This window comes from Streptomyces sp. NPDC002680 (genome assembly GCF_042889145.1).
In the GTDB taxonomy this organism is placed as follows: Bacteria; Actinomycetota; Actinomycetes; order Streptomycetales; family Streptomycetaceae; genus Streptomyces; species Streptomyces adonidis.
The window spans coordinates 300374-320748 of sequence record NZ_JBIAQP010000013.1; the positions used below are offsets into that span (position 1 = coordinate 300374).

General features: G+C 69.3%; 18 protein-coding genes. 6 read left to right on the forward strand and 12 right to left on the reverse strand.

Annotation, left to right across the window (positions count from 1 at the left end):
- Positions 1 to 13 precede the first annotated feature (13 nt).
- The gene (locus ACFYXF_RS32415) at positions 14 to 160 is read right to left on the reverse strand and encodes a hypothetical protein (RefSeq protein WP_389355027.1); all 147 of its coding nucleotides are present in this window, start codon (positions 158 to 160) and stop codon (positions 14 to 16) included.
- The gene (locus tag ACFYXF_RS32420; RefSeq protein ID WP_389355029.1) at positions 135 to 1469 is read right to left on the reverse strand and encodes an OFA family MFS transporter; all 1335 of its coding nucleotides are present in this window, start codon (positions 1467 to 1469) and stop codon (positions 135 to 137) included. The genes ACFYXF_RS32415 and ACFYXF_RS32420 overlap by 26 nt, the downstream gene beginning before the upstream one ends.
- A gap of 321 nt (positions 1470 to 1790) precedes the next feature.
- Here ACFYXF_RS32420 and fdhD point away from each other — a divergent pair, with 321 nt between their 5' ends.
- A complete protein-coding gene (gene fdhD, locus ACFYXF_RS32425; RefSeq protein ID WP_389355031.1) occupies positions 1791 to 2648 on the forward strand; it encodes a formate dehydrogenase accessory sulfurtransferase FdhD in 858 nt (285 codons plus the stop codon).
- 107 nt (positions 2649 to 2755) lie between these two features.
- Here fdhD and ACFYXF_RS32430 read toward each other — a convergent pair whose 3' ends face one another.
- Positions 2756 to 3187: a MarR family winged helix-turn-helix transcriptional regulator gene (locus ACFYXF_RS32430; RefSeq protein WP_389355032.1), complete on the reverse strand. Its 432-nt coding sequence runs from the start codon at positions 3185 to 3187 to the stop codon at positions 2756 to 2758.
- A gap of 347 nt (positions 3188 to 3534) precedes the next feature.
- Between ACFYXF_RS32430 and ACFYXF_RS32435 the strand changes: the two genes are divergently transcribed.
- Positions 3535 to 5436 (forward strand): exo-alpha-sialidase, encoded by a 1902-nt coding sequence (locus ACFYXF_RS32435; protein ID WP_389355034.1) that lies wholly within the window; start codon positions 3535 to 3537, stop codon positions 5434 to 5436.
- A gap of 78 nt (positions 5437 to 5514) precedes the next feature.
- On the opposite strand, the gene ACFYXF_RS32440 is transcribed toward ACFYXF_RS32435, so the two are convergent.
- The gene (locus ACFYXF_RS32440; protein WP_389355103.1) at positions 5515 to 6525 is read right to left on the reverse strand and encodes a bile acid:sodium symporter family protein; all 1011 of its coding nucleotides are present in this window, start codon (positions 6523 to 6525) and stop codon (positions 5515 to 5517) included.
- Between the two features lie 170 nt (positions 6526 to 6695).
- Between ACFYXF_RS32440 and ACFYXF_RS32445 the strand changes: the two genes are divergently transcribed.
- On the forward strand, positions 6696 to 7559 hold the full coding sequence (locus ACFYXF_RS32445; RefSeq protein ID WP_389355035.1) for a LysR substrate-binding domain-containing protein: 864 nt from the start codon (positions 6696 to 6698) through the stop codon (positions 7557 to 7559).
- 334 nt (positions 7560 to 7893) lie between these two features.
- Positions 7894 to 9720 (forward strand): AMP-dependent synthetase/ligase, encoded by a 1827-nt coding sequence (locus ACFYXF_RS32450; RefSeq protein WP_389355037.1) that lies wholly within the window; start codon positions 7894 to 7896, stop codon positions 9718 to 9720.
- Here ACFYXF_RS32450 and ACFYXF_RS32455 read toward each other — a convergent pair.
- Genes ACFYXF_RS32455 through ACFYXF_RS32470 form a run of 4 tightly spaced genes read right to left on the reverse strand, consistent with a single transcriptional unit; the run spans position 9653 to position 13746 of the window.
- The gene (locus tag ACFYXF_RS32455) at positions 9653 to 10168 is read right to left on the reverse strand and encodes a PQQ-dependent sugar dehydrogenase (protein WP_389355039.1); all 516 of its coding nucleotides are present in this window, start codon (positions 10166 to 10168) and stop codon (positions 9653 to 9655) included. The two genes, ACFYXF_RS32450 and ACFYXF_RS32455, sit on opposite strands and share 68 nt — an antisense overlap.
- Complete coding sequence (locus tag ACFYXF_RS32460; protein WP_389355040.1) at positions 10098 to 12050, reverse strand: discoidin domain-containing protein; 1953 nt, start codon at positions 12048 to 12050, stop codon at positions 10098 to 10100. Before ACFYXF_RS32460 ends, ACFYXF_RS32455 begins: the two co-directional genes overlap by 71 nt.
- Before the next feature lie 11 nt (positions 12051 to 12061).
- On the reverse strand, positions 12062 to 12853 hold the full coding sequence (locus ACFYXF_RS32465; protein WP_389355042.1) for a Tat pathway signal sequence domain protein: 792 nt from the start codon (positions 12851 to 12853) through the stop codon (positions 12062 to 12064).
- Positions 12854 to 12861: 8 nt separating this feature from the next.
- Positions 12862 to 13746 (reverse strand): glycoside hydrolase family 105 protein, encoded by an 885-nt coding sequence (locus tag ACFYXF_RS32470; protein WP_389355044.1) that lies wholly within the window; start codon positions 13744 to 13746, stop codon positions 12862 to 12864.
- Between the two features lie 372 nt (positions 13747 to 14118).
- Here ACFYXF_RS32470 and ACFYXF_RS32475 point away from each other — a divergent pair, with 372 nt between their 5' ends.
- Positions 14119 to 14955 carry an aldo/keto reductase gene (locus ACFYXF_RS32475; RefSeq protein WP_389355046.1) on the forward strand — a complete coding sequence of 279 codons (837 nt, stop codon included), beginning with the start codon at positions 14119 to 14121 and terminating at the stop codon, positions 14953 to 14955.
- On the opposite strand, the gene ACFYXF_RS32480 is transcribed toward ACFYXF_RS32475, so the two are convergent.
- The 3 genes from ACFYXF_RS32480 to ACFYXF_RS32490 form a co-directional block, all read right to left on the reverse strand.
- A complete protein-coding gene (locus ACFYXF_RS32480; protein ID WP_389355048.1) occupies positions 14894 to 15745 on the reverse strand; it encodes a VOC family protein in 852 nt (283 codons plus the stop codon). The genes ACFYXF_RS32475 and ACFYXF_RS32480 overlap by 62 nt on opposite strands.
- A 105-nt stretch (positions 15746 to 15850) precedes the next feature.
- On the reverse strand, positions 15851 to 16552 hold the full coding sequence (locus tag ACFYXF_RS32485; RefSeq protein ID WP_389355050.1) for an SDR family oxidoreductase: 702 nt from the start codon (positions 16550 to 16552) through the stop codon (positions 15851 to 15853).
- Between the two features lie 101 nt (positions 16553 to 16653).
- Positions 16654 to 17550, reverse strand: a complete 897-nt coding sequence (locus tag ACFYXF_RS32490) for a class I SAM-dependent methyltransferase (RefSeq protein WP_389355052.1) — start codon at positions 17548 to 17550, stop codon at positions 16654 to 16656.
- Positions 17551 to 17706: 156 nt separating this feature from the next.
- Between ACFYXF_RS32490 and ACFYXF_RS32495 the strand changes: the two genes are divergently transcribed.
- Positions 17707 to 18477 carry a phytanoyl-CoA dioxygenase family protein gene (locus ACFYXF_RS32495; RefSeq protein WP_389355053.1) on the forward strand — a complete coding sequence of 257 codons (771 nt, stop codon included), beginning with the start codon at positions 17707 to 17709 and terminating at the stop codon, positions 18475 to 18477.
- 115 nt (positions 18478 to 18592) lie between these two features.
- Here ACFYXF_RS32495 and ACFYXF_RS32500 read toward each other — a convergent pair whose 3' ends face one another.
- Positions 18593 to 20299: a glycoside hydrolase family 6 protein gene (locus ACFYXF_RS32500; protein WP_389355055.1), complete on the reverse strand. Its 1707-nt coding sequence runs from the start codon at positions 20297 to 20299 to the stop codon at positions 18593 to 18595.
- Positions 20300 to 20375: the final 76 nt, after the last annotated feature.

Consider the following 20375-nt stretch of genomic DNA (forward strand, 5'->3'; position numbering starts at 1 on the left):
GGTGACCGAACACCTACCCCGTGAACAGCTGTGTCGCCTTCTGTACCAGTTCGTAGACCCCGTAGCAGAGCGGGGCCCCCACCCATACCCAGGCGAACACGATCAGGGGCCGCCGGTCGGGCGGCCCCGCGCTCTCAGACGGACTGCTCTCGCTGGACATCGGCGGCCTCCTTCGGTGCGGGGATGTGGTGGCGGGGGTCGACGGGGCGGACGAGTTCGTTGGCGACGAAGCCGACGGCGAGCAGTCCGATCATGATGTAGAACGACATTCCGTACAGGGCGGAGCCGGTCTTGCCTGCCTCCTCCTGCCGGTCGGCTATCCAGTTCACGATCAGCGGGCCGAGGACACCTGCCGTGGACCAGGCGGTGAGCAGCCGCCCGTGGATCGCGCCGACCTGGTAGGTCCCGAAGAGGTCCTTCAGATAGGCGGGGATGGTGGCGAAGCCGCCGCCGTAGAAGGAGAGGATCACCAGCGCGCACAGGATGAACAGCGGCTTGGAGGAGTCCCCGAACCAGGCGATCGAGGCGTACATCAGCGCGCCCACGCCCAGGTAGACGCGGTAGATGTTCTTGCGGCCGATCAGGTCGGAGGTGGAAGACCAGCCGATCCGGCCCGCCATGTTGGCCGCCGACAGCAGCGCGACGAAGCCGGCCGCCGCCGACACCGAGACCGGTGTGGAGCTGTCCGCGAAGAAGTCCTTGATCATCGGCGCGGCCTTCTCCAGGATGCCGATGCCCGCGGTCACGTTCATGCAGAGGATGACCCACAGGCACCAGAACTGCGGGGTCCGCACGGCACTGCGCGCGGAGACCTGGACGCCCGAGAGGGCACTGGGCCCGCTCGCCCCGCCGCCGACGGGCTTGTCGGTGCGCGGCACCCTCACGAGGAGCACCCCGAGCGACATGAACACGGCGTACGACAGTCCGTGCACCAGGAAGGCGAGCGCGATCCCGGAGCTGTCGGAACCGAACGACTCCAGCATCTGCGCCGACCAGGGCGAGGCGATGAGCGCGCCGCCGCCGAAGCCCATGATGGCGATGCCGGTGGCCATGCCGGGCCGGTCGGGGAACCACTTGATCAGGGTGGAGACGGGCGAGATGTACCCGATGCCGAGGCCTATGCCGCCGACGAAGCCGTAGCCGAAGACGATCAGCCAGTACTGCTCGGTGGCGGCGCCGAGCGAGGCGATGAGGAAGCCGGAGGAGAAGCAGACCAGGGCGACGGTCATGGCCCAGCGCGGGCCGTTGCGCTCGACGAGGGTGCCGCCGAACGCGGCGGACAGGCCGAGCATGACGATGCCGAGCTGGAAGGGCAGCGCGCTCTGCGTGCCGCTGAGGCCGAGGGCGGACTCCAGGGGCGGCTTGAAGACGCTCCAGGCGTAGGCCTGGCCGATGGAGAGATGGACCGAGAGGGCGGCGGGAGGAACGAGCCAGCGGCTCCAGCCGGGTGGCGCGATGGGGGGACTCATGATCCCGGACGATAGGAACCGGCCGCACCCTTGGGAAGACGGCCCGTCGAACTCGCCGACCGTATGCGGTGAGCGGTATCCGGGGTGCGCCGAACGGTCGTTCGGACCGGACGAACGGTATCCGTGGATGGGGCGCAGTGCCGCTTCCGAGCCACGCTCATCCTTCGCCGCGCGTCGCATCCCTTGCCGACACGGTATCCATACTGTAGACAATATTCGCGCGACAGTTCCGCCGCTCGGCCGTCGCACCTCGCCCGTGCAGGACAATGAGACCGTGAAGGCCACCCACCAGCACGTACAGAACCGGGGCTGATCAAGGACATGGGACGAGTCACGGAACGACGCAAGGTGATCCGGATCCGGGACGGCGCGGTCTCCGCCCGTCCGGACACCCTCGTCGCCGAGGAACCCATGGAGATCCGGCTGAACGGCAAGCCGATCGCCATCACCATGCGGACACCGGGCGACGACTTCGCGCTCGCCGCCGGCTTCCTGGTGAGCGAGGGCGTACTCGCCGAGGGACGCGAACTCCAGAACATCGTGTACTGCGCGGGCGCCACGGAGGACGGCTCGAACACGTACAACGTGGTCGATGTGCGGACGGCGCCGGACGTGGTGCTGCCCGACATCACGCTGGAGCGGAACGTGTACACGACCTCCTCGTGCGGGCTGTGCGGCAAGGCGAGCCTGGACGCCGTCCGTACGACGGCCCGCTGGCCGATCGACGACGGCGCCGGCGCTCCCCCGGTCCGGCTGGCCCCCGAACTGCTCGCGAGCCTCCCCGACCGGCTCCGCGCGTCCCAACGGGTGTTCGACCGGACCGGGGGCCTGCATGCGGCGGCCCTGTTCACGGAGCAGGGCGAGCTGCTCGACATCCGTGAGGACGTCGGCCGGCACAACGCGGTCGACAAACTGGTCGGGCGGGCGCTGCAGAACGGCGCGCTGCCGCTGTCCCGAACGATCCTGCTGGTCTCGGGGCGGGCCTCGTTCGAGCTGGCGCAGAAGGCGGTCATGGCCGGGATCCCGGTACTGGCGGCCGTCTCGGCGCCCTCGTCGCTCGCCGTCGACCTGGCGGCCGAGTCGGGGCTGACACTGGTGGGGTTCCTCAGGGGCTCCAACATGAACGTGTACGCGGGCGAGGACCGCATCGCCCTGACGGCCGCGGCCTCCCAGGGCTGACCGGCCGCCAGGGCTGACCGGCTTCCCCGCGGCACGGCGGCGGGGCCTCGAACGGCGGGGAGCGCCCCCTGCGCCGCTGGGGCCCCGCCTCTACCACCGGTCCTCCGCTACCCGGTGCCCGAGACCCGGGTGAGCAGGGACGTCAACAGTTCGCGTTCCACGACGGTGAGCGGCGCCAGCAGCTCGTCGTTGGCCTTGCGTGCGGCCCGCTCGCAGCGGGCCAGCAGCCGCCGTCCGTCCGCGGTGACCGTCACCGCGTTCTTGCGCCGGTCGTGCGGGTCGGGTGCGCGTACGACCAGTCCGGCGTCCTGGAGGTCGTTGAGCACGCCGACCATGTCCTTGGCGTCGAGCCCCACCCCGCGCACCAGTCCGGCCTGCGCGACCGGGCCCAGCTCCGCCACGGCGGAGAGCACCACGTGGTGCCACATCTTCAGCCCTTCACGGGCCAGCGCGGCGGCGACCAGCGCCCGCCCGCGATCGGCTGCCCTCCCCAGGATCCAGCTGGGGAGGACGCGTATCGAACGAAGTTCGGCAGACATACGAAAAGCCTAGCCAATTATCATTGGACCTCCCAACGGTTATACGTTTATCGTTGGGACTCCCAACGGTTCTCACGGAGGTGCGGTGTCGAGGTGCGGTGTGGTCGATGTCGGCGGCGTGGCCCTGCCCGGCCGAATAGCAAGGTTGTCCTGATACCGCGTCACGCGGTTCTTGTGGGGCAGCTGAGCAGCCAACTACCGTCTGGTGCGCGCAAGTTGGACGTGGGATGTCCGGATTTCCGGATGCCCTGTTGTTCAGATGTCCAGACCTCTGAAATCACCGACTCACGTTCCGAACTCTGAAGTCCAGACGCATGAAGTCCAGACGTTGAAGGGCAGGGCCGCACATGCCGTCAAGTCTTCGCGCACGTCTCAGATCCACCCTCACGGCCGTGTGCACCACGGCCGCTCTGCTGTTCGCGCTGCCGAGCCCCGCGGGCGCCGAACAGGCCACACCGACGGCCACGTTCGAGCAGCAGGTGCTCTTCCGGGCCTCCCAGGACCCTGGGTATGCCTGCTACCGCATCCCGGCCGTCGTCCGGACCCTGAAGGGCACGCTGCTGGCCTTCTCCGAGGGGCGGAAGGACAACTGCGGGGACGCCGGTGACATCGATATCGTCGTCAAGCGTTCGACCGACGACGGGCTGACCTGGGGCCCGCTCCAGGTCGTGAACGACGGCGGGATCGACACCCACGGCAACCCGGCGCCGATCGTGGACCGGGAGACCGGCCGCATCCTCCTCGCGGAGACCTGGAACACGGGCCGGGGCGGCGGCAACTGCCCGGTGCCCTGCGACCGCAGCCCCCATCTGCAGTACAGCGACGACGACGGACTGACCTGGTCCGCGCCGCGCGACCTCAGCGCCGAGATCATGCCGGCCGAGTGGAACTCCTGGTACGCGACGGGCCCCGTGCACGGCATCCAGCTCACCCGGGGGGCGTACGCGGGCCGGCTCGTCTTCGGCGTCAACACCGAGACGTGGGACGGCAGCCGGATCAGCGCCAACCACGCCGCGCTGATCATCAGCGACGACGGCGGCGACCACTGGAAGGTCGGCGCGACCGACACCTGGCCGATCGCGGCCGACGGCACCTTCCGGCAGAAACCCTCCGAGGTGACGCTCTCCGAGCGCCCGGACGGGGTGATCCTGGTCAGCGGGCGTGAGCAGGACGGTACGGATCTCGGACACCGCACCCAGGCCTTCAGCGCCGACGGCGGCAGCAGCTTCCAGACCCCGTTCCACGCCCTCCCGGACCTCTACGCGCCCCAGGTCCAGTGCTCCACCGTCGACTTCGGCGCCCGCGTACTGCTGGCCTGCCCGGGCGATCCCGACCGGCGCCGGACGATGATGATCCGCTCCTCGTACGACGGCGGACGCACCTGGGACAGCGTGGACCGGGGCACGGTCGTCACCCGGGACTGGTCGGGCTACTCCGATCTGGTGAAGATCGACAGCACGATGGCGGGGCTGCTGTACGAGGGCGGCACCGTCGACGCACGCGACGAGATCCGCTTCGCCCGCTTCTCCGAGGACTGGCTGACACCGGCCCGCGGCCCGGACCCGACCACCCGTGACCTGGCCCCTGGCGCCCGCCCGGCCTCCGTTCTCGGCGGCGCCGCGCAGACCACCGGCGTGTTCGGCGGCGGCGCACTGGAGTTCGACGGCGTGGACGACGCCGTACGCCTCCCGTACAGCGACCGGCTGCCGCTCGGCACAAAGGACTTCACGGTGGCCCTCTGGTTCCGTACCACCGCCACGACGGGCGACCGGCCGCTGCTGTGGATGGGCGGGGTCGGCTCGACCCAGCCGCAGGTCTGGCTCCGCGCCGAGCCCGCGAGCAACCGTGTCCGGGGGCTGATGACCGTCCGGGACGGCGCGTCGGCGGTCAGGACCGCGTCGGCGACCTCCGTGGGCACCTACAACGACGGGCAGTGGCACTTTGCCGCGCTGCGTCGTGGCGGTGGACAGTTCACGCTGTTCGTCGACGGTACGGCGGTGAGTGTCGCGGACGTTACCGGGTCCGTCAGTCGCAACTCGGCGTTCGGGGTGCATGTCGGGGAGCGGATGGACAGTCTGCAGCACTTCAGTGGTGCGATCGACGATGTGCGGGTGTGGGACCGGGCGTTGGGCACGGCGGAGTTGTCCGCTGCGGCCATGACCGCGACGGTGGATCCGGCTGCGGCCACTGGCAATACGGTGCTTTGGCTGCCCATGGATCAGGTCACTGCGAGTCGCGCCGTGAAGTAGGTGGTTCGTTGGCCGCGGGCCGGTGGGGGCTTGTCGCGCTCACGCGGCGGAGCCGCAGATCGATACAGCCCCGCGCCCCTATCGGGGCACGCCGGTCCGCGGCCCAGCCGGTATGCGCGACTGTGCCGCCAGGTCCGGCTCTGCGGCCATCGGGTCCTGGGCGCGGCGTTTGGCTATCACCGCGCAGACCATCAGTTGCATCTGGTGGAAGAGCATCAGGGGCAGTACGGCCAGTGAGGCCTGGGGGCCGAACAGGACGCTTGCCATGGGGAGTCCGGCCGCCAGGGACTTCTTCGAGCCGGCGAACTGGATGGCGATCCGGTCCTCGCGGTTGAAGCGGAGCGCCTTGCCGCCGTACCAGGTGAGCGTCAGCATCACCGCGAGGAGTACGGCCTCGACGACCAGCAGTCCGGCGAGCCGCGCCGGACTGACCTGGTGCCAGATGCCCTCGACCATGCCCTCGCTGAACGCGGTGTAGACGACGAGGAGGATCGAGCCCCGGTCGACCAACCCGAGCACCTTCTTGTGCCGGGTGATGAACGCACCGATCCACCGCCGGAGCAGCTGCCCGGCGACGAACGGGACCAGCAGCTGGAGCACGATCTCCAGGAGCGAGTCGAGCGAGAAGCCGCCGCCGGTGCTGCCGAGCAGGGTGGCCGCGAGCAGCGGGGTCACGACGATGCCGACGAGGGAGGAGAAGGAGCCCGCGCAGATCGCCGCGGGCACATTGCCCCGGGCCATCGACGTGAAGGCGATCGACGACTGGATCGTGGACGGGACGAGGGTGAGGAAGAGCAGGCCGGTGTAGAGGTCGTGGGTCAGGAACACCGGTTCGAGTCCACGGGCGGCCAGGCCGAGCAGCGGGAAGACGACGAACGTACAGGCGAGGACCGTGGCGTGCAGCCGCCAGTGTTTCAGTCCGTCCAGCGCTTCGCGGGTGGAGAGGCGGGCGCCGTAGAGGAAGAAGAGGAAGGCGATGGCGGCCGTGGAGGCTCCGGATGCGATGTCGGCGCCCGTCCCGCGCGCGGGGAGGAGCGCCGCGAGGCCCACCGTCCCGAGCAACAGCAGGATGTAGGGGTCGATCGGCATCCAGCTCGGCCACTTCAGGCGTTTCACGGTGCTCCACTACTCAGTACAGGGACATCGGGCGCGGGGACGGTCGTGCCCTTTCCATCGTCCTCCTCCGGTTCGTGATCGGGAATCCCGTACACCGCTCTGACTGTCATCACGTTTCGCGATAACGCGCTAGCGTGGAGGGTGTGTACGACCCCTCTCATCTGCGGACCTTTCTGACCGTGGCGCAGACGCTCAGTTTCACGCAGGCCGCCCGGCGGCTCGGGCTGCGTCAGTCGACGGTCAGCCAGCATGTGCGGCGGCTTGAGGACGCGACCGGACGGCAGTTGTTCTCCCGGGACACGCACTCCGTGGAGCTGACCGAGGACGGCGAGGCGATGCTCGGCTTCGCCCGCCGCATCCTGGACGTGCACGAGCAGGCGACGGCGTTCTTCACGGGCACGCGGCTGCGCGGCCGGCTGCGGTTCGGGGCGTCGGAGGACTTCGTACTGACCCGGCTGCCGGAGATCCTGGAGGGCTTCCGGTACGACCATCCCGAGGTCGATCTGGAGCTGACGGTGGAGCTGTCGGGCACCCTGCACGAGCAGCTGGCCGCCGGGAAGCTGGATCTCGTGCTGGCCAAGCGGCGCCCCGAGGATCCGCGCGGCGAGCCGGTGTGGCACGACGAGCTGGTGTGGATCGGTGCGGAACGGCTCCGGCTCGACCCCGACCGCCCGGTGCCGCTGATCGTGTACCCGCCGCCGGGCATCACCCGCGCCCTCGCCATGGAGGCCCTGGAGCGGCAGGGCCGGGCCTGGCGCGTCGCCTGCACCAGCGGCAGCCTGAACGGGCTGATCGCGGCGGCCCGGGCGGGCCTCGGGGTGATGGCCCACTCGCGCGGACTGATCCCGCCCGGCCTGGTCCGCGTACCCGAGCGCTTCGGGCTGCCGGAGCTCGGCCGGGTCGACTTCGTCCTGGTCCACGGCCGTCGCCGTACGTCGGCCCAGAGCGCGGCGGACGCGCTGGCGGCGGCGATCCTCACGAGCGGGGACCGGCTGCACCGGCGGTGAAGTCGACACCTGCGATCCAGGTGTGACAAAAACGGCGTCCGGGGCGCAGAGACGAGAGAGCGAAGCGGTCGCTCGAAGTGCTTCTGAAACCTTAAAGGGCGTCCCAAGAGGCCTGGTACGGGCGGTGATCGGGTCGGTCGGATTCGGTGGAGATTGCGGAACCGGAACGTACTTCGACGTAAGAAATTCTGTCCGTCCCCTACCCATACAGACGTATTTTCCGCCCGGCGACAGCGCCGAAGCTGAACACCGCTCGGTTTGGCACCCCCTCCCGCACCACAGAGCTGTGGGGTAGCTTTCACCGCGCCGAGCCGGAGCGTCACTAGGAGCGGGTTTGCGCGAATTCACCAACCCTCCGTTGGCGTTGGCGCCGCCCGTGGGCGGTCTGGCCGACGTGGTCTACGAGCATGCCCAGGAAGACCCCCTCCGGGTCGCGCTCGGCCGCAAGGACGAGGCCGGCCAGTGGCGGGACGTGACCGCGGGCGAGTTCCGCGACGAGGTCCTCGCCCTCGCCAAGGGCCTGCTCGCCCAGGGCATCCGGTTCGGGGACCGCGTCGCGATCATGTCCCGTACGCGCTACGAGTGGACGCTCTTCGACTACGCGCTCTGGACGATCGGCGCCCAGGTGGTGCCCGTATATCCGACGTCCTCGGCCGAGCAGGTCTTCTGGATGCTGTACGACGCCGAGGTGACGGCGGCGATGGTGGAGCACGAGGACCACGCGATGACCATCGCCACGGTCATCGACCGGCTCCCCCAGCTGCGCCAGCTGTGGCAGCTCGACGTGGGGGCCGTGCAGGAGCTGTACGAAGCCGGCGCGCACCTCGACGACGAGATCGTGCACCGGCAGCGGCTCGCTGTCACGCCCGATTCGACGGCGACGATCATCTACACCTCCGGCACCACCGGCCGCCCCAAGGGCTGTGTCATCACCCACGCCAACTTCATGTTCGAGGCGGACACCGTCATCGAGCGCTGGGAACCGGTGTTCCACTCCAGGAAGGGCGACGAGGCGGCGACGCTCCTCTTTCTCCCGCTCGCGCATGTCTTCGGCCGGATGGTGCAGGTCGCCGCGATCCGCGGTGGGGTGCGTTTCGGCCATCAGCCGCAGCTCAACGCGGCGGCCCTGCTGCCCGACCTCGCCGCCTTCAGACCCACCTTCTTCCTCGGGGTGCCGTACATCTTCGAGAAGGTCTTCAACGCGGCCCGCCGCAAGGCCGAGCGGGAGGGCAAGTCCGGCCCCTTCGAGAAGGCCGTCGAGTGCGCGGTGCGCTACGCGGAGGCCGTCGAGGAGAAGGCCTGGAACCTCGGACCCGGCCCGTCGGCGGGTCTGCGGATGCAGCACCAGCTCTTCGAGAAGCTCGTGTACTCCAAGATCCGGGCCGCGATGGGCGGGCGCGTACGGCACGCCATGACGGGCGGTTCGGGGATGGACCGGCGGCTCGGGCTCTTCTTCGCGGGCGCGGGCGTCCACATCTACGAGGGTTACGGCCTCACGGAGACGACGGCGGCGGCCACCGCGAACCCGCCCGAGCGCACCCGGTACGGCACGGTCGGCCAGGCCATCCCGGGCATGACCGTGCACATCGCGGACGACGGCGAGATCTGGCTGCGCGGCGACAACGTCTTCCAGGGCTATCTGAACAACCAGAAGGCGACGGACGCGACCCTGCACGACGGCTGGCTCGCCACCGGCGACCTGGGCTCCCTGGACGACGACGGCTACCTCACGATCACCGGCCGCAAGAAGGAGATCCTGGTGACCTCCGGCGGCAAGAGCGTCTCCCCCGGGGCCCTGGAGGAACGCGTCCGGGACCACCCGCTCGTCGCCCAGTGCATCCTGGTCGGCAACGACCGCCCGTACATCGCGGCCCTGGTCACCCTGGACCAGGAGGCGGTCGAGCACTGGCTCACGATGCGCGACAAGCCCCAGCTGACCCCGACGGAACTGGTGCGCGACCCGGACCTGGAGAAGGAGGTGCGGCGCGCGGTGGTGGCCGCGAACACCCTGGTCTCCAAGGCCGAGTCGATCCGCACCTTCCGCATCCTGGCCCAGCCGTTCACCGAGGAACACGGTCTGCTGACGCCGTCCCTCAAGCTGAAGCGCAAGGCGATCGAGAACGCGTACGCGAAGGAGGTCGAGGCCCTGTACCGGGCCTGACCCCCTTCCGTCCCTGGCCGATGTCCACCCGGAGGATCCTGTCGGATCCGTCCGGTTCGCCTCCGTTGTTGTCGCTGTTGGTGGTGGACAGCCACAGCTGGTCCGCGCCCGGCACCTTGGTGACCGTACGCAGCCGGCCGTAGGCCCAGACGTAGTACGCGGTCGGCGTGCCGACGTTCTCGCTGTCGCCGTCGATCGGGATGCGCCACAACCGCTGGCCGCGCAGCGACGCCATGTAGACGACGTTGCGGACGATGGCGATCCCGCTGGGCGAGGCCTCGGCGACACCCCAGGTGGCCTTCGGGTCGGTCATCCCGGCGACACCGCACGAGCCCTCGCGGATGGGCCGGCCGTAGTTGGCCCCCGGCTTGATCAGATTAATTCGGTGACCAGCGCGGTCTCGCCGTCGGGCATCCAGTGGACAGTGTGGAGACGGAGGACGGGACACCGCCGTCGTCGGCCCGGTGGTGGTAAGGCCGCCGGGCCGCCGGCGTCGCGTACGACCTGCCGATCCACGCCTCGTCGATCCGCAGCCGCTGGTGGCGGGTGGTGTCGGTCGCGGCGGCCCAGGTGGAGTCGATCTCCAGGCGGACGTACCGGGCGTTGGCCGCGGTGAGGTCGATGACCTGGATTCCACGGTGACTTGGGAGCTGTCCGGTCTTGACCGCGCTCCCCCAGTTCGAGCCGTCGTCGCTCAGATGGACCTTGTAGTCCTTGATCCGCGCCGACTGCTCGGTGGCGGAACGGGCGTAGGCGACGGAGTCCTCGCGCTGGTTGAGCCCGATGTACCGCACCCGCTTCACCGAGCCGAGGTCGAAGGTCAGGTCGACGGGCAGGGTCTTGTCGCTGTCCCAGTAGGTGAGGTGGTCGCCGTCGGCGGCGGCCGATCCGGCGTGACCGCTCGTCGAGGCGCTCGCGGTGGCCGTGACACCGGTCAGGACGCCCTGGCGGCCGGCCGTGGTGACCTTGAGGACGGTGTCGTACGGATCCCAGTCGCCGAGCCCGGTCAGGGTCAGCACGCCGCCGGACTGCGACCACGAAATGGCCGCTCCGGTACGGAGGTTGGTGACCGAGGCGACGCGGTAGCCGTTGTCGCGGATACGCAGGGTGCCGGTGCTGGGCGGGGTCAGGACGTGGACGTACTGCCGGTCGGGGTTGGCCTTGCTGATCGTCGTGACGCCATGGGCGCCGTCGTTCCAGAAGCCGGGCTTGAGGCCGCCGTACATGTAGCCGCCGCCCTCGGTGCCGTGCAGCGACTGCCAGATGGGGTCCAGGTAGGAGTCGGCGAAGTCGTTGAAGGCGGCCTGGTTCGCCGGGAACTTGCCGTTGACCTGGGCGGTTTCGGCCATCAGGGCCTTCACCGAGGAGCCCGCGTTGCTGATCAGGCGGCCCAGGGTGAGCCTTCTGTCGACGGCCGGGTCGGAGCCGTCGTACCACCAGGCACCGGTGGACGGCAGCTTGAAGTCGGCCTCGGTCAGGCGGGGTTGGGCGGTGTAGACAGCCTGCGGATAGTCGCAGGCGGGGGTCATGCCCGTCTTCTGCTCGTTGCTGACCATGTCCATGATCGGCGTGTCTTCGTTGTTGTTGCTGAGCGTGTAGGCGGGGCGCCTCTGCTGGATCTGTGCGTAGAGGTCGTGGCTCTCCCAGTACGTGTTGTCGTTGTCGATCCAGAAGCCGCCGAGGTCGGGGTAACGGTCCATGACCTCGAAGAAGTTGTCGTAGCTGTACTGCCCGAAGCCCTCGCGGGTGGTCAGGTCGACGTTCGTGCCCTTGTACGCGGAGTACGCGGCCGAGTCGAGCCACTCGTGACCGCCCTCGGCGTGCCACTGGGGGTCGTCGGTCATGTAGAGGATGACCTTCAGGCCCTTGGACTTGGCCGCGGTGATCAGTTCGCCGAGGAAGTCCCGCTGGGTGGAGCAGGATCCGGGGATGTCCGACGGCCAGGCGCGGGCGTAGCCGAGGCGGCTGTGGAAGCTGGCGAGGACGAGGTACTGGGTGTGCAGCTTCTGCGCCTCCCGCACCCAGTAGTCGGGCGTCCAGCCGCCGTTGGTGACGTCGTTCTCCCAGGCGGTGCAGTCGGTGTGGGCGGGCGCGGTGCGCAGGCCCCAGTGCAGGAAGAGGCCGCCGACGGAGTTGCGCAGGAACTCCTGGCGAGGGTTGTCCAGTTCGCGTGGCCCGGCGGCAACGGCATTGTCGACGGCGGAGGTTGCAACGGGCTGTCGCGGGGCCGTGAGAGCGGTCGAGGGGCCGGTCAGGCCCAGGACGACGGCGAGGACGAGCAGGACGATCGTCGCCGCGCCACGGATTCGGAGCGTGGGGGGTGGTGACATGTGACGGCTCCTCAGACGAGTTGGTAGCCGCGGAGGTTGGTGAGCAGCAGGTAGGTGTCCTGGAGGGACCCGGAGGTGTCGCCGAGGGAGCGGTAGATGCCCCACTTCGGGCGCAGCCGGTCGGCCAGGAAGGTGTCGACACCGGTCTTCGAGGCGTCGATCACCGTCGAGCCACCGGACTTGAGGATCCAGCGGACCGTGCCCGCCGAGCCGTTGCCGACCTTGACCTGGAAGTCGACGTCGGTCCATTTGTCGTGCAGCGGCTCCAGGTTCGTACGGCCGATCAGGATGTCGTCGATGGCCAGCTTGAGTTCGATGGTCTGCACGCCGTTCACCCGGCGCAGCGACTGCACGACGAGCGGCGAGGTGCCGCTGCCCGGCTGCTTCATCTGCATGATGTGGGTGAAGGTGGTGGTCGCCTTGAGCGAGCTGGGGATGTACATCGAGTAGGTGACCCGCCAGGTCTGCCCCTCGGTCCACTTCAGGTAGTTGCTGCCGCTCCCGTTGCGCAGGCCCGTGACCTCCTGGCGCTGACGGTCGGTCGAGGTGTCGCGGTCGACGGTGTGCATGTTGAAGCGCCAGTTGTTGCCGGTGGCGTAGATGTGCGGGCTCGCGGAGGTGTGGGAGTCGGCGCGGTCGTCCTCGATGGTCTCGAAGGCGCCGAGGCCGTTCGCGCTCGCCGAGGGGGCCCACTTCTGCTGCCAGGAGGCGGCGTGGGCGGTGGTGGCGGTCGGCAGACCGACGGCCGCTCCGGCGGCCCCGCCGAGGGCGGCACCCAACAGGGTCCTTCTGGATGTGCTCATGACACTCATCACCTCTCAGTTGTCCGGCGCAGTTGTTCGTTCATGATCAGGAAGGCGCCCAGGCCGTGGAAGTCGTTGGTGGCCCGGGTGCGGGCGATGTAGTACGCGTAGTCGCCGACGTTCGTGCCGATGGAGATGTCGGCCGGCTCGGTCCGGCCGTCCGCGCCGGTCGAGAGCTTCGCCAGGACGCCCTGGTAGCCGCGTTGGGCGACGGCCTTGAAGTGCGGGGCGAGATACCGCTGTTGGGCGCCGCGCGAGAGAGCGTAGGTGAACATGCTGGAGCAGGACGTCTCGGTCCAGTTGTCGCTCTGGCCACCCTTGCCGATCACCTGGAACCAGCGTCCGGTCGCGGGGTCCTGGTAGTTCTTCAGGCCCGCCGCCAACTCGCGGAAGATGCCGAGGAGTTGCGGGCGGCGCGGATGGTTCGCGGGGATCGCGTCGAGCACGTTGACCATCGCCATGGAGTACCAGCCGACCGCACGGCACCAGTGCTCGGGGGCGAGTCCGGTCTCCGGATCGGCCCGACTCACGCTCTTCGACTCGTCGTAGGCGTGCCGGAGCAGTTCGTTCGCGACCTGCAGACGGCCGCCGTAGAGGGAGAGCTGCTTCGCCGCCTCGTCGTTCGCGTACGCGCTGTCGCCGAACTCCTCGCCGTACTCGACGAGGACCGGGTTCACCCTGCAGACGCCGTCCGCCCAGAGTTGGCTGGTTCGACCGGCGGTGTCCGCGTGCCAGAAGCCGCCGTCGCTCGTGCGCGGGTAGGTGTTCAGGCGGTCGCGGATCTTCTGGGCGGCCGTGCGGTAGCGGTCGTCGCGGGCGCCGCGGGTGCGCAGACAGTCGGTGGCGGCGGTGAGGGCGAGGGTCGTCAGTGCCGTCCGCAGACGTCGTCTCATGGTGAGGCGGTCACCTTTTCATCCGATGTTTTCCGGTGCCTTCCGATGCCTTCCGATGCCTTCCCTGGCTCCGACGGTTCGGCTGGCGCGGAAAGACGAGGGGTGGGGGGTCGTGGCCACCCAGACGGACGCAAGCGTTCACATCCATGCACGGAGTTCACTAACTCAGCCGTCGGCGCGAACCAGCGTCGCGGCAGGACGTTCCAGGGTCAATGGTCCGGACCGAAGACGTCGGAGGGATTTCCGGCCAATCTCGCTCCCCGACGCCGACTCATCGGTCAGTTCCGACGGATTCCCCGGACAGGAATGCACCACGGCCCGTGATCGTTGACGATGGGAGCACCACTCCGACGACTGAAGGATCGAGAGCTCGTGAGCAGCAAGGTCCCCCCGATCATCCTGAACAACGGCGTCGAGATGCCCCAGCTGGGCTTCGGCGTCTGGCAGGTGCCGGACGACGAGGCGGAGCGAGCGGTCGCCACCGCGCTGGAGACCGGGTACCGCAGCATCGACACAGCCGCGATCTACGGCAACGAAGAGGGCACCGGCAAGGCCATCGCCACGTCCGGTGTCCCCCGCGAGGACCTCTTCGTCACCACCAAGCTCTGGAACGGCGACCAGGGGTACGAGTCGACGCTCCGCGCCTTCGACACCTCCCTGGAGAAGCTCGGCCTGGAGTACGTCGACCTGTATCTGATCCACTGGCCGCAGCCGGCCAAGGGCAGGTTCGTCGACACCTACAAGGCGTTCGAGAAGCTCGCCGCGGACGGCCGCGCCAAGGCCATCGGTGTCTCCAACTTCCTTCCGGAACACCTCGACCGGCTCCTCGCCGAGACGTCGGTCATCCCGGCCGTCAACCAGATCGAGCTGCACCCGCATCTCCAGCAGCACGCGTCCCGCGAGTACCACGCGGAGCAGGGCATCGCCACGGAGGCCTGGTCCCCGCTCGGCTCCGGCAAGGGCCTGCTGGAGGTCCCCGCGATCGTGGCCATCGCCCAGAAGCACGGGCGTACGCCGGCCCAGATCGTGCTGCGCTGGCACCTCCAGCTGGGCAATGTGGTGATCCCCAAGTCAGTGACGCCGTCCCGGATCAAGGAGAACATCGAGGTCTTCGACTTCAGCCTGGACACGGAGGATCTCGCGGCGATCAGCGCCCTGAACGAGGACCGGCGACTGGGCCCGGACCCGGCGACCTTCGAATCCGGCTGATCTCTCGGACAGTCGCAGTGGGCTGGGCGGCGCCCGCGTTCACCGCGAACGCGGCGCCCCACGGGTCGAGGAGCGTCGCCTGGCGGCCGATCGCCCGCTGGGTCTCGGCCGGGTAGACGAGCGTGGCGCCCCGGGCGAGCGCCGCGTCGACGGTCGTGTCGCAGTCGGGGACCGTGAAGTACGGCAGCCAACGCGCCGCCGGCTCGAACCAGCTCGCGGGCGGTGTGTGCCCGAGGGCCTCGGCAGGTGTCGTCATCAGGGCACCCTGGGCTCCCGGCAGCCCCGTGCCGGTGGGCGAGAGAATGGTGCAGGCGGCGCCGCGTTCCAGGACGACATCCATGCCGTCCCACGCGAACACCGCCTGGTAGAAGGCCTTCGCCCCCGGTACGTCCGTTGTGTAGTACTGCGTCCACCACAGGGCGCCGGGGGCGTCGACGAGGTCGAGAACCGGGGCCGGTCCGGGCTCGCGGAGGCCGAAACGGACGCCGACGGGGTCGGTGACGTACAGGATGCCGGTATCGGCACCGGCATCCTCCGCCTGTTCACCGCCGACCGCCACCACGGCCCCGGCCGCCGCCTCCGCGTCCCGGGTGTGGAACGAGAGCACCCAGCCGCCGGCCACCGCATCGGCCTCGTGCACCCCGCCCACCGCGACCCCGCCGAGCCGGAACACCTCGGCGTCCCGCTCCCAGCCGAACAGGGCCGCGTAGAACCCGCTCGCCGCCCGCACGTCCGGCGTACGCAGCTCGACCCAGTTCGGCGCGCCCGGTACCCGGTCGGTCGTGAGCATGTGCGGCCTCCGTGCCACGAGGAACTGCCTGGACGTTCTTAGCATCCCAGGCAATTACCCTTCCCCGCACGAAGGTTGATCCGCTCCCGGCCGATCGGGCTGCGGTCAGACGGGCTGCCCGATCGGCCGTACGACCACGGTGTTGACGTCGACTCCCTCCGGCTGCCGGATCGCCCAGACGATCGAGTCGGCCAGCTGGTCGGCCGTCAGCAGATGCCCCGGCGGGAGGCTGCCGTAGCTGTCCCAGAACGGGGTTTCGACGCGCCCGGGGGCCACCAGCGTCACACCGACGCCGAACTCCGTGACCTGACGTCGGGTGTTCTCGGCCAGCCCGGTCACCGCCCACTTGGTCGCCCCGTAGATGTTGCCCGGCCCGTGGATGAACCCGGCGACACTGCCGACCAGCACGATCCGGCCCCGGGTCTCCTTGAGCGCGTCGATCGAGGCCCTGATGAGCAGCGCGGGCCCGAGCACGTTGGTCAGCACCATCTCGGTCCAGCCGGCCGGGTCACCTTCGGCGACGGTGTCGTGGGTGCCGAACCCGGCGTTGGCGACGACCGTGTCCAGCCGCCCGAACTCCTTGAGTGCCGTCTCGACGGCGCCGCGTACGTGGTCGTACTCGGCGGCGTTGCCCTGGATCGTCAACAGCCCCTCCGGGCGCCCGAGTTCCTCGGCGAAGTCACGCAACCGCTCCTCGCCCCGGCCGGTGACGACGACCCGGTGACCGGCGCCGAGCAGCTGCCGCGCCACTGCGGCGCCGATACCGCTGCCGCCACCGGTGATGAGCGCGACGGGTGATTCGGACATGGTTCCCCCTGTGAGTGCCGTGCGTGAGTCGCGAACGGCGGAGAGTCCATCACTTGAAGCGCTCTCCAAGTCAAGGAGGTTCGGGGCGGGAAGGGCTTGTCCTAGTCCTCCGGCTTGGTGCCCGTGTACAGCGTGAGCGCGGACAGGACGAAGATGTCGGGGCGATGGTGCAGGCCCGCCTTGTCGTCGGGGTCGAGGAGGCGGTCGAGGGTGGCGCGGTCGTCGGCGTCCAGCTCGTCCGCGAACATCGTGCGGCGCCGGTCGAAGACGCCGATCACATAGGCGCGGGCCTCGTCCGTGAGCGGGGCGGGGAGGTCCAGGAGGAAGGAGCGGGTGCCGGAGGGGCGCAGGCCGGCGGCGGTGAGCAGGGCCGGCCAGTCCTCGGTCTCGCGTACGTGGCCGGGCAGGGTGGTGCGCATCTCGCTGAACCAGGACTGCTCGATCGCGTCCATCCGCGTCTCCAGGCCGGGGCGCCCGAAGCCGAGGTCGCGCGGCAGGTTCCGCTCCGGAAGGCCGCCCTCCATGACGGCGAGTGTGCCGCCCGGGGCGAGTACGGCCGCGAGTGCGGTGAGCGCGGCCCGCTGGTCGCCGACGTGGTGCACGGCCCGGCTCGACCACACCAGATCGGCGGGGTACTCCAACTCGCCGAGTCCCTCTGGGAGTTCGGCCTCGACGGTGCTGAAGCGGTCGGCGTTGCCGAGCCGTTCGGCGTTCTCGCGGGCCCGCTCCAGGAGCGCCGGCGAGCTGTCCGCCGCGACGATGCGTGCCTCGGGGAACGTCTCCGCGAAGAAGCCCGAGATGATGCCGGGGCCGCTGCCCGCGTCGACGATCAGACCCGGTTCGGGCTGCTGCTGGGACAGCCAGGCCAGGGCGTCGGCGTAGAGCGGCGCGAACAGCTGGGCCTGCCCCTCCAGCATGGGAATCATCTTGCCGAAGTCGATGTCGCCGCGGTCGTGTGCATCGGCGTGCTCATGAATGTGCTGGTGCTGATGGGCCATGGTCTACGGGCCTCCCGTTGTCGTTGGCACCAGCCTGCTCCGACCTCGCCGACCGGGCCAGTTCTGTTGCCGTAACGGCAAACAAGAATCTCCTCCTCGACCACCCACGGCAAAAACCGGATGCGCGCGCCCACCCCGCTCCCCCACGATGTCCGTATGGACGACGATCTGGTGGAGCGCTTCCTCGAAGACGGGTTCGTGAAGATCGAGGGCGCCTTCCCGCCTCGTGTCGCCGAGCACTGCGCACGGCTGCTGTGGCGGGAGACGGGATGCGACCCGGACGACCCCGGCACCTGGACGAAGCCGGTGCACTGGGTGTCGGACATGGCGCAGGGCCCGTTCGCCGCCGCGGCCAACACCCCTGTGCTGCATGAGGCGTTCGACGCGCTGGTCGGCGAGGGCCGCTGGGCTTCGCGCTACTCCCTGGGCAGCTTCCCGCTGCGCTTCCCGCACGAGGAGGAACCGGACGACGCGGGCTGGCACATCGAGGGGAGCTATGCCGTCGAGGGCACCGACTGGCCGTATACGAACCTCCGCTCCCGGGACCGGTCCCTGCTGATGCTGTTCCTGTTCAGCGAGGTCGGCGAGGAGGACGCCCCGACACGCATCCGGGTCGGCTCCCACCTGGACGTACCACCCCTCCTGGAGCCGTACGGCGAGGAAGGCGTCTCGGGCCTGAAACTGGCCCCGGACCTGGTCACGGCCTCGGCACACCGCCCGCTCGCGCACGCCACCGGCAGCCCCGGCGACGTATACCTCTGCCACCCCTTCCTGATCCACGCGGCCCAGCCCCACCACGGCACCCGCCCCCGCTTCATGGCCCAACCCCCACTGCACCCGACGGTGCAGTACGACCTGAACCGCAAGGACGAGAACTACTCGGCGGTCGAGTTCGCGATCCGCCAGGGGTTGGGGAAGAACGACTGAATCACCCTGGCGGATCACACCTACCTGCCTGTCCGGGCCCTGCTTTCAGGGGCGCGGGGAACTGCGCGACCAGCCCCCACCGGGCCGCGGACGACAAACCGCCGAACCAGCGGAGCTAAAGCGCCGGGTACGCGTTCCGCATCAGTTCCTGGAACTGCGCCGAGAACCAGTGCCCCGAAAGCGGCGAGTTCGCCAACGCCCCCGACAGGTTGTTGTTGTTCCGCGGATTACCGGTATACGTCGGGTCGCACATCCGGTCGAACCCCTTGCCCTCATCGTTCGGAATCGCCGAACTGGACCCGTCCGACTCCCCCGGCGGCTTCATCCAGACATACGCGTCGATCCCGGCAGCCGGCGCAGCCGTAGGCCGTTCACCCAGCCCCGCGCCGGACTGGTTGCACCAGTTCCCGACATGGATACGCCGGTCATAGCGCCCACCGTCGACATACGTGTCGACAGTCGTCGTCGCACCGGGCCCGGCGGGCCGCGCACTGCCACCCCACCCGTTCCTCGACGTGTCGATCAGCATGCCGATGCCCGACGGGAAGCCGACCGTCACCAACTGGTTCCGGAACGCCTGCGCGAAGGACAGTTCGTCGGTGTACCGGTTCCAGTCCACCCACTTCGACTCACGGACCGACTTGCCGGCCACGGTGTCGTTGATGGTGAAGTTGTTCTCCTTCAGGGCGCTGTAGTTCGCCGTGTTGGTGATGAACCCGTGCACGTCGTTGACGGTCGCGCCCTCCGCGGTGGCCGCCTGCTTGAACACATCGGCGGAGGCACCGAAGTTGTCGTCCCAGCCGATCCAGCCGTGGTGGCCGGCGTCGACGTAGTTGTAGACGTTCGGCACGTCACCGAGCTTGCCGAGCGCGTAGCCGACGCCCTTGATGTAGTTGCCGTTCGCCTTCATCACATCGCACGCGGCCGTGGCCGTCGGACGACTGCCGGTGTTGGTGACGAGGTTGGGCAGCGAGTCGATCTCGACGGTCGTGACGATGCGCAGACCCGCGTACTTGGTGTCCGCGAGGATCGCCGCGATCGGGTCGATGTAGGCGGTCTTGTAGCGGTCGATCTCCGTCGGACCGAGTTCGCCGTTGGAGGCGAGGGCGGCGCAGTCGCGTCCCGGCAGGTTGTAGATGACCAGCTGGACGACGAGTTCTCCGGTGCCCTTCTGCTGGAGGGCCGCGTCGAGATGGGCGCGCAGGCCCATCCCGCCGTTGACGCCGTTGATCGCGGCGATCCGGTCCAGCCACACGCCGGTGGGCTGGCTGGAGATCCGGCTGCCGCCCGTCTCGGCGGCGGCCTTCGCGGACCACTCCGGGTTCACGTACACCCGGGCGCCCGCGTACGGGTTGTCGACCCGGGTGGACGGCGTACCCGGACCCGGGCCGGTACCGCCGCCGTCGTCGACGTTGCAGGTGACACCGTCGAGGGTGAAGGAGGTCGGGATCGCGTTCGTGCCGCTGTAGCTGCCGTTGAAGCCGAAGCTCACCGAACTCCCGGTGCCCAGCGTGCCGTTGTAGGTCTCGTTGACGGCGGTCACGGCGGTCCCGCTCTGGGTGATCTTCGCGTTCCAGCCGCTGGTGACCTGCTGGTTGCCGGCGTACGACCACTTCACGGCCCAACTCGACTTGGCCGCGCTGTTGTTGGTGATCGTCACGGCGGCGGTGAAGCCGGTGTTCCACTGGCTCTGCACCTTGTAGTCGACGGTGCAGGGGATCGCGGCGATGCCGACGTCGGCCGGTGCGGCTGCGACGGCGGCGCCGGTGGCACCGGCGACCAGCGCCATGGCGGCGAGGATCGCTGTTCTGGTACGGCTCATGAGTGCGGGTGTCCTCTCGTGTTCCGGTTGTCTTCCGGGTGGGGTGAGAAGCGCCTTGCCATAAGGGGGAGTTGAA

Bases quoted from the DNA above. Each gene is read 5' to 3' on its own strand.
- ACFYXF_RS32415 (WP_389355027.1), bottom strand. From the start codon at position 160: ATGTCCAGCGAGAGCAGTCCGTCTGAGAGCGCGGGGCCGCCCGACCGG.
- ACFYXF_RS32420 (WP_389355029.1), bottom strand. From the start codon at position 1,469: ATGAGTCCCCCCATCGCGCCACCCGGCTGGAGCCGCTGGCTCGTTCCT.
- fdhD (WP_389355031.1), top strand. From the start codon at position 1,791: ATGGGACGAGTCACGGAACGACGCAAGGTGATCCGGATCCGGGACGGC.
- ACFYXF_RS32430 (WP_389355032.1), bottom strand. From the start codon at position 3,187: ATGTCTGCCGAACTTCGTTCGATACGCGTCCTCCCCAGCTGGATCCTG.
- ACFYXF_RS32435 (WP_389355034.1), top strand. From the start codon at position 3,535: ATGCCGTCAAGTCTTCGCGCACGTCTCAGATCCACCCTCACGGCCGTG.
- ACFYXF_RS32440 (WP_389355103.1), bottom strand. From the start codon at position 6,525: ATGCCGATCGACCCCTACATCCTGCTGTTGCTCGGGACGGTGGGCCTC.
- ACFYXF_RS32460 (WP_389355040.1), bottom strand. From the start codon at position 12,050: ATGTCACCACCCCCCACGCTCCGAATCCGTGGCGCGGCGACGATCGTC.
- ACFYXF_RS32465 (WP_389355042.1), bottom strand. From the start codon at position 12,853: ATGAGCACATCCAGAAGGACCCTGTTGGGTGCCGCCCTCGGCGGGGCC.
- ACFYXF_RS32470 (WP_389355044.1), bottom strand. From the start codon at position 13,746: ATGAGACGACGTCTGCGGACGGCACTGACGACCCTCGCCCTCACCGCC.
- ACFYXF_RS32480 (WP_389355048.1), bottom strand. From the start codon at position 15,745: ATGCTCACGACCGACCGGGTACCGGGCGCGCCGAACTGGGTCGAGCTG.
- ACFYXF_RS32485 (WP_389355050.1), bottom strand. From the start codon at position 16,552: ATGTCCGAATCACCCGTCGCGCTCATCACCGGTGGCGGCAGCGGTATC.
- ACFYXF_RS32490 (WP_389355052.1), bottom strand. From the start codon at position 17,550: ATGGCCCATCAGCACCAGCACATTCATGAGCACGCCGATGCACACGAC.
- ACFYXF_RS32495 (WP_389355053.1), top strand. From the start codon at position 17,707: ATGGACGACGATCTGGTGGAGCGCTTCCTCGAAGACGGGTTCGTGAAG.
- ACFYXF_RS32500 (WP_389355055.1), bottom strand. From the start codon at position 20,299: ATGAGCCGTACCAGAACAGCGATCCTCGCCGCCATGGCGCTGGTCGCC.